12 protein-coding genes, 3 tRNA genes and 1 pseudogene are annotated in these 12,445 nt (G+C 43.4%); 2 read left to right on the top strand and 14 right to left on the bottom strand.

What is annotated here, in order from left to right; all coding sequences use genetic code 11:
- Window positions 1-8: 8 nt before the first annotated feature.
- The 6 genes and pseudogenes from A3CS_RS0102240 to rsmC all read right to left on the bottom strand — a co-directional run bounded on the left by A3CS_RS0102240 (window position 9) and on the right by rsmC (window position 5,182).
- Window positions 9-515 carry a toxin-activating lysine-acyltransferase gene (locus tag A3CS_RS0102240; RefSeq protein WP_005545611.1) on the bottom strand — a complete coding sequence of 169 codons (507 nt, stop codon included), beginning with the start codon at window positions 513-515 and terminating at the stop codon, window positions 9-11.
- A gap of 337 nt (window positions 516-852) precedes the next feature.
- The gene (locus A3CS_RS0102235; RefSeq protein ID WP_005537927.1) at window positions 853-1,305 is read right to left on the bottom strand and encodes a serine hydroxymethyltransferase; all 453 of its coding nucleotides are present in this window, start codon (window positions 1,303-1,305) and stop codon (window positions 853-855) included.
- A gap of 316 nt (window positions 1,306-1,621) precedes the next feature.
- The gene (gene glyA, locus A3CS_RS0102230) at window positions 1,622-2,884 is read right to left on the bottom strand and encodes a serine hydroxymethyltransferase (RefSeq protein WP_005545609.1); all 1,263 of its coding nucleotides are present in this window, start codon (window positions 2,882-2,884) and stop codon (window positions 1,622-1,624) included.
- Between the two features lie 134 nt (window positions 2,885-3,018).
- Window positions 3,019-3,561, bottom strand: a complete 543-nt coding sequence (locus A3CS_RS0102225) for a hypothetical protein (protein WP_005537932.1) — start codon at window positions 3,559-3,561, stop codon at window positions 3,019-3,021.
- Window positions 3,562-3,846: 285 nt separating this feature from the next.
- Window positions 3,847-4,091: pseudogene (locus A3CS_RS1000000111310) on the bottom strand (PTS transporter subunit EIIB); the annotation flags it as partial.
- Between the two features lie 86 nt (window positions 4,092-4,177).
- The gene (gene rsmC / locus A3CS_RS0102215; RefSeq protein ID WP_005537939.1) at window positions 4,178-5,182 is read right to left on the bottom strand and encodes a 16S rRNA (guanine(1207)-N(2))-methyltransferase RsmC; all 1,005 of its coding nucleotides are present in this window, start codon (window positions 5,180-5,182) and stop codon (window positions 4,178-4,180) included.
- A gap of 67 nt (window positions 5,183-5,249) precedes the next feature.
- Here rsmC and A3CS_RS0102210 point away from each other — a divergent pair, with 67 nt between their 5' ends.
- Both A3CS_RS0102210 and rimI read left to right on the top strand, forming a co-directional pair.
- Window positions 5,250-5,687, top strand: coding sequence for a DNA polymerase III subunit psi (locus tag A3CS_RS0102210; RefSeq protein WP_005564385.1), 438 nt, complete (start codon window positions 5,250-5,252; stop codon window positions 5,685-5,687).
- A 9-nt stretch (window positions 5,688-5,696) separates the two neighbouring features.
- Window positions 5,697-6,140: a ribosomal protein S18-alanine N-acetyltransferase gene (gene rimI, locus A3CS_RS0102205; protein WP_005537944.1), complete on the top strand. Its 444-nt coding sequence runs from the start codon at window positions 5,697-5,699 to the stop codon at window positions 6,138-6,140.
- Window position 6,141: 1 nt separating this feature from the next.
- Here rimI and recC read toward each other — a convergent pair whose 3' ends face one another.
- The 8 genes from recC to pal all read right to left on the bottom strand — a co-directional run bounded on the left by recC (window position 6,142) and on the right by pal (window position 12,433).
- Window positions 6,142-9,558, bottom strand: coding sequence for an exodeoxyribonuclease V subunit gamma (gene recC, locus A3CS_RS0102200; RefSeq protein WP_019518196.1), 3,417 nt, complete (start codon window positions 9,556-9,558; stop codon window positions 6,142-6,144).
- 11 nt (window positions 9,559-9,569) lie between these two features.
- Entirely contained in the window at window positions 9,570-9,872 is a 303-nt protein-coding gene (locus A3CS_RS0102195) for a DUF5374 domain-containing protein (protein WP_005545595.1), read from the bottom strand.
- Window positions 9,847-10,542, bottom strand: a complete 696-nt coding sequence (locus A3CS_RS0102190; RefSeq protein WP_005545593.1) for a DUF2572 family protein — start codon at window positions 10,540-10,542, stop codon at window positions 9,847-9,849. The genes A3CS_RS0102195 and A3CS_RS0102190 overlap by 26 nt, the downstream gene beginning before the upstream one ends.
- Window positions 10,539-11,261, bottom strand: coding sequence for a type II secretion system protein (locus tag A3CS_RS01000000110790; RefSeq protein ID WP_019518195.1), 723 nt, complete (start codon window positions 11,259-11,261; stop codon window positions 10,539-10,541). The genes A3CS_RS0102190 and A3CS_RS01000000110790 overlap by 4 nt, the downstream gene beginning before the upstream one ends.
- A gap of 208 nt (window positions 11,262-11,469) precedes the next feature.
- A tRNA-Lys gene (locus A3CS_RS0102180) sits at window positions 11,470-11,546 on the bottom strand.
- A 25-nt stretch (window positions 11,547-11,571) separates the two neighbouring features.
- Window positions 11,572-11,647 (bottom strand) — tRNA-Lys (locus A3CS_RS0102175).
- 26 nt (window positions 11,648-11,673) lie between these two features.
- Window positions 11,674-11,749: transfer RNA gene (locus A3CS_RS0102170), tRNA-Lys, on the bottom strand.
- A 216-nt stretch (window positions 11,750-11,965) separates the two neighbouring features.
- A complete protein-coding gene (gene pal / locus A3CS_RS0102165; protein WP_005544510.1) occupies window positions 11,966-12,433 on the bottom strand; it encodes a peptidoglycan-associated lipoprotein Pal in 468 nt (155 codons plus the stop codon).
- Window positions 12,434-12,445 lie beyond the last annotated feature (12 nt).

Genomic DNA, 12,445 nt, shown 5'->3' with positions numbered 1-12,445 from the left:
TATTCTCCTTAATTAATAGATATAACTTCAGATTTGTTTTTTAATTCATTGATTAACTCAAAATGATATTGTTGAAAGATTTTATTAGCTAATTGTTTATCGACTTTACCTCCATGGAATTCAGTAATTTTGCCCTCTGACGAACCTTTATAAACACGAATTGATCTGAATAAATCATAGGGAAATGATTTACGCATATGTTTATAAAGCACATAATTGTGACCAAATGGCGCAATCCAATCAATAAACCATTTACGATCACCGGAATTCCAATCGTCATAAACAAGAGATGATACATCTTCAAGATATTTTATCTCATTCTCAAGGCTTAAATTTGCCCAGCTACAAAAAGCAATAGGAACCCCATCTCTCATTAATAATGTATATTGCCCATATTGAATTGCAGGCAGTACATTAATAGCAAGTAATGATAAAGACCAATTTCTATGCAAAGGAGAATTTGCCCATAACCAAGCCACATACCCTAACACTTCAAAATTATTATTTTTCTCCATATTAAATCTCCTTGTTAATAATTTATTTTGAATAAGATAACCAAACCACAATATACAAAATAACTTACACGATCGCATGACAGAAAATGCCAAACTCATTACGAAATCAAATAGACTATGATTTAATTATTATTGTTAAACAATAAATAGAAATATAACTTATTTAACCTTATATTACAGGAATATATTCAAGCTTTATTATTTTGCATAATAAACCTATTTAATTTAAATGAGTGATTCGTAGTTGGGTAAAAATAAAGTCGGCTTCAGATTATTTCTTATATATTTTTAAATTTACAATGAAAACCGGGATTTGATCTTCATAGCTATATAGCAGCTAGCCCCATGGCAACGGTAGAAGGGTAATTTTAAATTCAGTTAATCGTCTGCGTAATAAGCAAGAGAGGTAGAGGGGGAAGTATTTACTTTTTTTAGGTTTAGGGCGATGTCTACAATATTGTGTAATCTGTGACAGTATAAGAAGGTTGGTAAAATTAGATTTAAAGTGGATAACTATGGCACTTGCGACAAGTAAAGCACTATTTCTTAAAGTGAGGGAAACTTCTTGTTTAGCTGCTTCACCTTCCAGCATGCCATCATTAAAAGTACTTTGGTATTTCCAAATAGTTTTTTCGCCGAGAATGCCAACGATTTGTGCTAATCTTACCGTTATTTTACTAACCTTTTGTACAAAATTCTGAACAAGTTTCCAGTATTCATAGAGTAAAACTTCATTACTTGGGAACTGAATAAAACGGAGATAAAATGGAGCATATTCTGTACCGGACATACTCGTTTTCCTTTTTCTTAGGGTTAATACTTAAGATAACCTTTGACCGGATAAATTACCTAGTTTTGGTTAATTTTGGAGACTAATTTACTCCGGATTCTTTAATAGTCAATAGAAAAAATTATTTAATTTCATAAAATTATTAGTTTTTTGATAATACTTTATCTATGCAATTCCGTATTGTATTAATACGCAAAAATTAGACTGAGAAAATACTGTTATCAGGTTTTGATCTGTAAGATTTTGACTGACATATTTCTCAAAAAGAAAAAGCGGCAATTTTCATTACCGCTTTGTTTTTTTCATTTGATTAAAATTACGCGTAAACCGGAAGACGTTTACAAATTGCCAAGACTTTGTCTTTGGTGTCGGCAATCACTTGGGCTTCGTTATCTTTGCCGATGGCGTCTAATACGTCACACATCCAGCCGGCAAGTTCTTTCACGTCCGCTTCGTTGAAACCGCGACGGGTGACGGAAGGCGTGCCCACACGGATACCGGAAGTGATGAACGGTTTTTGTGGGTCGTTCGGTACGGAATTTTTATTTACCGTGATGTTGGCTTTGCCTAATGCGGCATCGGCGGCTTTACCGGTTAATCCGTGGCTGACTAAATCCACTAAGAACAAGTGGTTTTCAGTGCCATTGGAAACGACTTTATAACCGCGTTGTTTGAACACTTCCACCATGGCTTTGGCGTTTTTCAACACATTTTGTTGATACACTTTGTATTCCGGCTCCAAGGCTTCTTTGAAGCACACCGCTTTCGCCGCGATAATGTGCACCAACGGACCGCCCTGACCAGCCGGGAAAACGGCGCTGTTGAGTTTTTTATAGACTTCTTCATCACCACAAGAAGAAAGAATCAAACCACCACGCGGACCGCCTAAGGTTTTGTGGGTAGTAGTGGTCACCACATGAGCGTACGGCAATGGATTCGGGTAAATACCCGCAGCGATTAAACCCGCAACGTGCGCCATATCCACGAATAAATACGCGCCCACTTCATCGGCGATTTCACGCATTTTTTTCCAATCCACCACTTGAGAATACGCGGAGAATCCGCCCACGATCATTTTCGGTTTCACGTCATGGGCTTGTTTGCGTAACGCATCATAGTCGATTAACCCTTCGTCGGTAATGCCGTATTGTTCCGCGTGATAAATCTTGCCGGAGAAACTCACGGACGCACCGTGGGTTAAGTGACCGCCGTGCGCTAAGCTCATGCCTAAAATGGTATCGCCCGGATTGAGTAACGCCATATAAACTGCCGCATTGGCTTGCGAGCCGGAGTGCGGTTGCACATTCACATAATCGGCGCCGAATAATTCTTTCGTACGATCAATGGCGAGCTGTTCCACAATGTCCGCGTATTCACAACCGCCATAATAACGCTTGCCCGGGTAGCCTTCCGCATATTTGTTGGTGAATTGGGAACCTTGCGCTTGCATGACGCGCGGGCTGGCATAGTTTTCAGAAGCGATTAATTCGATATGTTCTTCCTGGCGGCGGTTTTCATTTTGAATAGCTTGCCATAACACGGGATCGTAATCGGCGATGTTCATACTTTTTTTAAACATGGTGTTCTCCTCTTAGTAGTGAATTGGAACTGCGGTCTATTGTACTCAATTTCGCAATAAAATCTTAATAACGCCGGATGTGTTTTTTTTCATTCTAATTATGAAAATTTTTCACTCGGCAGTATTTGTCGGTGTTATTGGCGAACGCAAGCTGTGGTGTAGCTTTTTTGTGCTGTTTTTTGCGTTAAAGTCATCATATCTCTGCCAAGCTCCATATCGCGTGTCAGTGAGCTAATCACAAAATTAATCGTGTTCGATTTATTCACGCGCTTACTGTATTTCTTAAACAAATTTTCTTCATAAAGTTTATATCTGGAATCCTTTTTAATGGCGTCCAAAGCCTCTTCCGTATGCCTACGTTGTACCCAATTAGTGGTAAACGTATAGGTCAATTTGTGATCAAGTTCACTTAGCTGCCATGTTCCCGTGCCCGTGATTTCATACACAAAAAATGGCTTATCAATAGGTTCAATAATGGTGCGGTTATTCACCAACGTGCCATCCCGATTTAAGCGCAGATTATTTACGGTTGTTAAATTGTGTTCAGGGTAAATACTGGTACATTGCCATTCCCCGCTCACTTTGCGTTGGGTAATTTTACCATTGTCTATTAAATCCGTGAGCGTACAGCCGCTCAAAAAAGACAGGGTTAATCCGAGTAAAAATAATTTTTTCATTTGCATCTCCTCTAAAAGTGCGGTGCATTTTTTCAGTGTTTTTTTATTCCTAATAGGGAATGTCCAAAATACGACAAGGATTTTTTATTGTAATCCATGTAATACGCTTATTTCTGAGTAAGTGCGGAAAAGAATTTACACCAAGTGCGGTCGTCTTACAAAGCGTTTTTCATTATCAGAAAAGTACCAACCTGTTTGCAGATTCGCGCTTTAATGGAACAAATCTAAATTACATTTTTAGCATTTGAAGGGGCGTGGAAAGACTGAAGAAAATAAAGAAAGCAGCATACCGGGCCATTTAATCAATTCGGCGTGGACCTTATTCATCGTGCCGCAACCGAAAATAATCTGATATTGTCCTGCTACGGCAAACTGCACTTTTACACCCTCAATGTTGTCAATGCCTTGTCAACTTTGCTTTTGTTATTCAGAACAACGCGCCAACGCATGGCGCAGTGGGTAGCTGTCACAATATTTTCTTTGTCGCCAAGTTTTTCAATAACCTGTTGGGCGATTTTAAGAAGATTCATATTATTCGCCGGAAGTGTCTTAAATAATAAGTAGAATTCTAACTAAAAGGCTTCGCTAAGCCAGCGGAATTTCGTGCACACTTAACTCATCTGCGCACTGAATATACCTTAAACTTGTTATTTCTCGCCAGGACGTCATGACTGCCGAAATGTTGATTCAGCCAGTCGGCGTAAGGCAGAAACGCATTTGCCACGATGCGCAGCTCACCGCCCGGTTTCAAATGCCATTTTGCCTGTTTTATCAGTTCGTTAACGGCGGTGTAAGCGGTGTCAATGCCGTCATGAAACGGCGGGTTGGAAATGATCAGATCGAATTTGCCGTCAACATGGGAAAACACATCACTGGCAACCACTGTTCCCTGTAGCCGATTTTCCTGTAAAGTGCGCTTTGCGGAAGCCAACGCCAAGGCATGAATATCTGTCATGATTAATCGGGTGTTCGGGTTGTGCCGTTGAATATAACTGCCGATCACTCCCGCGCCGCAGCCCACGTCCAACACCTCGCCTGCGATGTTTTTTAGCGTAGAAAGCAATAATGCCGTGCCGCCATCCAGTTCGGCGGCGCTGAATACGCCGGGCAACGCATAGATAGTTAAATCGGCAATTTGTGGCGATTGATAGGATTTCCAGAAAGTTTTCAGTTCAAAGTGCGGTGGATTTTTTAACTGAAAATGATACAGACTGCAACGGCGGGCGGAGTCGATTTTGTGAATATCGCCGTAATCGGCAAGCATTTTTTCGGCGGAACGCACACCACTACGATTTTCGCCCACCAGTAAAACTTCCTGCCCGGCGGTGCATTGTGAGAGAAGCTGCATGAGCTGGAAATGGCATTCCTGTTTATTCTTCGTCCAATAAAACAGGATCACATCGGCGCTGCCATGAAATTCAAGGGAAAAATCCACCGCACTTTGTGGCGTTTGGTGTTGTCGGTTGGCGTAGTCAAAATACCAGCTCCATGTGCGGGCGTTGAATCCCTGACGCTGTAAATCGGCAAGAAAATCATCGTTCGCCGCCCCGGTGAGCAGCAGAGACTTCCCGCTTAAAAAATCCAAATGCCGTTCCAACACTTCGCTTTCTGCACAAATCACGCTATTAATCCTATGGCTTATTGGTTAAAATGGGCGCTCATTATACTGGATTGAATTGATTTTAGATATGCAAGAAACGCGCCGACACACTTCCCGCCGAGATTTATTATTGCAGCAAATGGGCATCAGCCAATGGCAATTGGTGCGCCCTGAAGCCTTAAAAGGCGCGATTAATATCGCCGTGCCCGAATCGGTTCGTTTGGTTATCGTGAGCCACCAAAATCTGTTGCAACAACCCATCATACAGGATCTGTTGCGCGGTCTCACACTTGATAGCACGCAAGTGCTGAATATCACCTTTGAGCAGCTTGCCTATTTGCAAGTCAACCACACCGTCAATTATTGGCTACTCCATAAAAACGCCGACGAAATCCACCGCACTTTAAGCGGGCTGCAACAGCCGTTGAATGTCTGGCAATCCGTCGATCTCGCCGCGTTTAAACATGATCCGCAGGCGAAACGCCAACTCTGGCGGCAAATTCAGCAATCCGCACCGATAAAGTAAGGATTCGCCGTGATACACATTTCTCCTATTGAACCCTCGGATTTTGATCGTCTTTATCTCATTGAGCAGGCGGCACACGCGGTGCCTTGGAGCTTAGGCACACTGAAAAATAATCAGGGCGAACGTTACCTCAATTTGAAAATCGGCGAAGAAAGCCGAATCGACGGCTTTGCCATTTGCCAAACGGTGTTGGATGAAGCCACGCTGTTTAATATCGCCGTGAATCCGCAACAGCAGGGATTGGGGCTGGGGCGCCGCTTATTAAGCGAGCTGATGACACAATTAAAACAAAAAAGCATTCTGACCTTGTGGCTAGAAGTGCGCGAATCCAATAAAAAAGCCCAAGCGCTGTATGATTCGCTGGGCTTTAATCAGGTGGATATTCGCAAAAATTATTATCCCACCCCCGACGGCAAACGGGAAAATGCCGTGGTGATGGCGGCGTATTTATAGGCTATTTTTCCCTTTTGATAGCTTGCAACATCGGCGCAAACCAAGCGTTTACCTGCCGATTGATCCAATTCAAATCCAATTCCTGCGTTTGCACCAGTACGCGCCGCCAATATAAATCGCCAGGCGAACGCTCATCGCTCATAGCGATTTTATTTAACAGGGAAAAACACTTGTCAATATCCACCGCACTTTCATCGGCAATCAACTTCAAATACGCTTCAAGGTTTGTGGTCGGAACCAGCTGTAATTGCGTCCGCCCCGCCAAATAACTTTCCACATAAATTTGCAGTTGGGCAACGGCGTCCTGTTGAGGCAACACATTAAACCGCACGCGCTGATCTTTCCCCTGGAAAAGCGATTCCGTCGGCTGTTCCTGCGTGGCGCACAACAATAAGTGATAAAGCCAAGCTTCAATACGATCTTTATCTTTTACCGTCGCCATGCGCCAAGTAGCGCGCTGTAAATTTTCACCGTATAAATGGGAAATGTTGCCCGACAACGTCATGTCACCCTCTTGGGTCGGCACGGTGAATTGCACAAAACGGCTTTGCGGAGTTTGGCTTACATAATCGGCGATCTTGCCTTTGAATTCCGCCACATCCGCCAGCAACTGATTGGCATAAATGGCGGAGAACTCCCCGCGCGGCAACACGCCTTTGACTTTCAGACGCGCAAAAAACGCGTCGGTTTGCTGCTCGTCCGCTTCCACCAAATCCGCATGAATGGCGTATTTTTCCAAGGCATTATCCAAGGCGAAATTTTCGCTGTCGGCAATGCTTTCTTCCTGTTCGGAGAAATTCACGCCAAGGCGTTTTTCAAAGAAAAATTTCACCGGATTTTTCACAAACGCCACCAAGCGGGAAAACTCAATTTCATTTTCCGGCTCCGCATCCGCCATCATCGGCTGAATAAAATCCTGCAAGGTTTGATTTACCTGCGAATTTGCCAAAGGTAGCCACTGTTGCGCGAAAGATTGCATAAAAGTGCAGTCGTTTTTTTCAAAGTTTTTACGACTGAACGCGGTCATGCCATGTTGTTGAACCAGTCGTTCGCGCCACTTGAGATTTCCCACTGAGATATTTTCCGCCGGCAGATTTTCCACGATGTAATCCAGCAACTGACTCACCAGCACTGATGGCTCCCGTTCCTGATTATCGGCGATGGAACGCCCGATGTAGCTGATGTACAAATAATCCTGCGCCGACAGCAAGGCTTCAAGGAACAAATAACGATCGTCATCGCGACGGGCACGATCGCCTTTTAAGCGGTGATATTGCATTAAATCGAAACTGTTCGGCGCTTGTTGGCGCGGGTATTCGCCGTCGTTCATACCGAGCAGGCAAACCACTTTGAACGGAATGGAGCGCATCGGCAGCAATGTACAAAAATTCACTCTGCCGGCGAGGAAGCGGTAATGGTTCGGATTTTCCTCCAACGCATTATTCATGACATCCGCCACCACATCCACGCCCAACGCGTCGCTAAAATGCACCTCCGCTAACTGTTCGGCAAATTGTCGGATCACCTCTTTAATATAAAACAGGGTTTCGTCGGTTTCCGCCGTGGCGGCGAAGAATTTATCGGTGAGCGCCAGTAAATGCTGTTGCCATTGTTCAACGGAATAACGGTTTTGCAGCGTTTGGAACCAGTCAAATAACGCCGCTAAAAATGCCGACAATTGCCCCGCCAGCTGCCCTTTTAAGCCGAAACTGTTATCCAGCCCGAGGCTGTCTTGCCAAATGCCGTTTTCTTCACGCAAGGCATAGCCCAACAACATTCGCTCCAAGCCCGCCTGCCATGAATTGTAGTTACTTTCCGCCTCATCATTTTTTGCCAAGCCGAAACGCACGCCGGCATTTTTCACCCAATCGCGAATTTGCGCCAAATCCTGCAATTCAATATTAAAGCGTTGGCGAATTGCCGGCACATCAAGCAATGCCAGCACGTCTTCTGCACTAAACGTGCTTTCTTGCAGCTGCAATAAGGTCAGAAAACCGGCGATAATCACATTATTCTCCGATAACTTATTATCGGAAATAGAAAACGGAATAGCGGTCTGCAGCGTTACATTTTGCCCGAACACGGCGCGGATATAGGGCGTGTATTTATCAATATCCGCCACCATCACGATAATGTCTTTCGGAGTTAAATCGGGTTCCTGTTGCAACAAATGCAGCAGGTAATCCTGCAACACTTCCACTTCGCGCATCAAGCTGTGGCAGGAATGGAAGGTTAAAGTGCGGTCATTTTCCCGATAGTTTAACGGCGTGGTGCCGTTCGGCGTTAAATGCAAAATACGGTGTTGGATTTGGCTTAATAAATTGTGCGGCGTGATTTCCACATAGGCGGAAATATCATTGGGTTCCAGCTGCGCCAATAAGTAGGCAAAATCCCGTCCCGGCTTACCCCAAGATGCCAATAAGGGATTGCCCACCTGTAATTTTTCCTGCGCATAAGTCAGCTCCCAATGTTGCTGCGCCTGCGTAGCCTGTTCCACCGATAATAAGGGCTTGTCAGCCTGATTAAAATAATCGGTGCAAGTACGCAACGCCAGTTTTTCCACGAATTTCGGATCAACGATGTCGCCCCAATATTCCTCGCAGGGATTATTAAAAAACAAGTGCACATCGCAATATTGGCTGATCGCCTGAAAAATTTCCAAATAGGCTTTCGGCAAGGCGGGAATGCCGAAAATAAACAGGCGTTCCGGTAAAAAGTGCGGTCGATTTTCACGGAGTTTTTCTAGCAGCAGTTGGTGCAAATGGGCGCGGTGTTGTACCAAATCCAGCCCGGTATCCGCTTTCACCGCCCGCACCAACGCGCGCCACAAAATGCCTTGCCATGCGATATTTTGCGTAATCTGCGCCAGTAAACGTTCATTATTTAGACTTAATTGGCTCTCGATTTGTCGGCGAATGTCGTCGTCTTGCTGATGTTCCCAGACGCTAATCCAGTCCGGACGATAAACCAAATATTGGTCGAATAAATCGGCGATTTTCCCGGCAAGTTGATAAAGTTTAAATTGCTCCGATTGGGCGGAATAGGCTAAGTAATGACGCAAAGGGCGCAGCGCATCCTGTTGTAAATATTGAGGAATCAAACGAACCAAACGCCACATCATGGCATTTTTGTTAAATTGATTACTTTGCGCTACATCGAGCAGGTTTTCCGCATAAAGTTGCCAGATAAAACTGGCGGGCATAGGAAAGGCGAAGTTCGCCGCAATACCTTTTTGTCCGGCAATTTGCAGTTGCAGCCATTGCGCCATGCCCGGGCTTTGCACCAACGCGATTTCCGGCTGTAATGGGTTGTTCAGCGGTTGACGTTGAATTAATTCAACTAAAATGTCTTTTTGCACCTCAAGTTGATTGGAATGATAAACAGTAAACACGCCGCCTCCGGAAATTTGCCCTAACATAAGTGGGGCTATTATAAACTAATTTCACCGCGAGGATATTTTACCGACACCTGATTTTGCGAACAAATCACCTGAAAACGAATTTGATTTTGCTGCACCTGTGATTCACAAGGCAACCCGAGAAAACGGCGTTGATGCTGATTTTCGGCAATTTGGATGGCTTGAAAACGCTGATAAATTTCCACCGCACTTTTTCGTTGCACATTGCCCCATTGGTTAAACGTGAGAAAAATCCCGCTGAATAGACTTAATGTAACCAATAAAGACAACAGGCTCATGCCTTTGTAATTAATTTTCCGTAACCGCGAAATCATACCAACTGTTCTCCGCCAAACGCCATCGGCTGTACTGTTGCACGATGTGCGCAACGGTGCTTTTGGAATAAGTGACTTTAATATCCTCATCCAAGGTTAGTTTCCCTTTCGTGATCACACTCCCGCTGATTTTGCCTTTTCCCCGAATATGTAAATCACCCTCCGCCACAATCACCGCATTCACATTCTTATCAAGCGTCCATTCCGTTTCGTCGGCGTTAAACCAATATAAGGAAGGCGGTTGCTTCCTTACGGAATTTTTGGGCGGCCCGGAGAGTTGCTCACGAAAAATCATCAGCCCGCTTTCAGCAATAAATTGCGCTAACAAGCCTTCATGCAGATTTCTCACCGGTGATTTTTGAAATAATTTATCACGTTGGCACCAAATATGATGTCGAATGCCATCGGGAAAGGGCGTTCCTTCCAAAGAAAACTGTACTAAAAACACATCACCGTTTTCATCGATCGGCACCTGTTCACATCGTTCCCGTTGTGTGGATTGACTTAATGACAATAATTTAACCTGTTGTTCAACATAAAGATTTCGCTGACCGGCAATGGCTGAATACAGGCGCAATAAATCATCATTAAATAGCATGGTTAACAGCAAAAATGCACTGAGCAATAATAACAGGCTCATCGTCATCATACCGCGGTGAAGCCGTTTCATTCTTTGGCTCCGTTTAATAAAGGCACGATCATGGAGGTTTCATATTCGATCTGTTTATGTCGTTTAAAACGTCCACTGAGGCGAATTTTAATCCCCTTTTGTTCCGACAGCCAATCAAAACTCAACTGCGAAATTTCATATTCTTTCTCGTCCAGTAAATCTGCCCAACCACCGTAATGGCACGCGGATTGTTGCGTATATTCTTCATCATTGACACAAGCACTCAAAGATTGGTTATCCTTTAATTTCAAACTGCCCACATTAAAGAACGAAAACAAAGTACGCTGCTGATTGGCTTGTAGCACAAAACAAGTGGTAGAAGCCGTATTCCGAATACCACTTAAACGGGTAAACTCCAAAGGATAATAACGCTTGCTCACCAACACAGTTTCAGCAAAAGCGGGATAATAAAAATGGGCGGAAACATTTTGCGGGCAAGCAACAGGATTTAGGCAATCGCACAAATGGCTATTTTTAATTTGCGCTGTCAAACACCAGCGCTTTCCTACAGGATCACGATTTGCCAATAACAACCAGATGTCCGTAGAATTTTCCACGCGCGCCTGAATTTGACGAAGAAAGACATAAAGTTTTTGTTGTTCTTTTTGCAGAATAGTTTGTTGCGAATGCTGTTGCCATGCCGGCAAAGCCAGTGTCAGTAACAGGCTGATAATAAATAATGCTATTAACATTTCCAACAAAGTGAATCCCTTTTGCATAAACGTTCCTTTTTTTGACCGCACTTTAAAGGAATAAAGCATGGAGAAAAATAAACGAAAGGCAATTTTGCGAGCAGGATCGCAAAGTGAAATCATTTGATGGGTATTTTTGGATAACGATGGAGAAAATTACGTTCGATTGAGACGCAAAAAATAGCTGAAAGGTTATAGTGTAAGAGATTATAGACCGAGGTATAAAGATTTTAGTTGGTGGGTCGTATAGGATTCGAACCTATGACCAATGGATTAAGAGTCCACTGCTCTACCAGACTAAGCTAACGACCCATTATTCGGATATGTTATTTAAAAATGGTGGGTCGTGAAGGATTCGAACCTTCGACCAACGGATTAAAAGTCCGCTGCTCTACCGACTGAGCTAACGACCCATTATTTGGGATATATTGTTTAAAAGTGGTGGGTCGTGAAGGATTCGAACCTTCGACCAACGGATTAAAAGTCCGCTGCTCTACCGGCTGAGCTAACGACCCGTTAACATCTAACAACGAGGGCTTATAATACTGATTTCAGTTTAATAATCAATAAAAAATTTTGTTTTTTTATTGATTTGTTTGAATACCATCAAAGATATGTATTTCAAACAAAATAAAGTGCGGTCAGTTTTTTTATCATTTTTCTACTAATTAGGCGAATTGATACCAACAAAAAACCGGGCTTATACCCGGTTTTTATACGTTCCAGCAAAATTAGTATGCTAATACTGCACGACGGTTTTTAGCATAAGCAGATTCGTCATGACCTAATACTGCCGGTTTTTCTTCACCGTAAGAAACGGTGGATATTTGACCTGCTTTTACACCTTTAGCAGTTAAAAAGTTTTGTACTGCACGTGCACGGCGTTCACCTAATGCCATATTATATTCCGGTGTACCACGCTCGTCGGTGTTACCTTCAACACGCACGCTTGTTGCAGGTGTTGCATTTAAGTATGCTGCATGAGCATCTAAGATTTGAGTGTATTCACCTTCAATATCATATTTATCAAAGCCGAAATACACGGTGTTGTAGCGTTGTTGTAAATCTTGAACGGAATAGCCACCAAATGTTTGACCATTATTGCTACCACTACCGCTTTCGTTTTTGTTGGATGATCCACACGCCGCTAACACAGCCACAGAACCAGCAACTAACAATGCTTTCGTAAATTTATTCATTGATTTCTCCTT

The sequence above is a fragment of the Aggregatibacter actinomycetemcomitans DSM 8324 genome (assembly GCF_000372365.1).
GTDB lineage: Bacteria > Pseudomonadota > Gammaproteobacteria > Enterobacterales > Pasteurellaceae > Aggregatibacter > Aggregatibacter actinomycetemcomitans.
The sequence above is the reverse complement of the archived record's forward strand: the minus strand, read 5'-3'. Positions and strand labels throughout refer to the sequence as shown.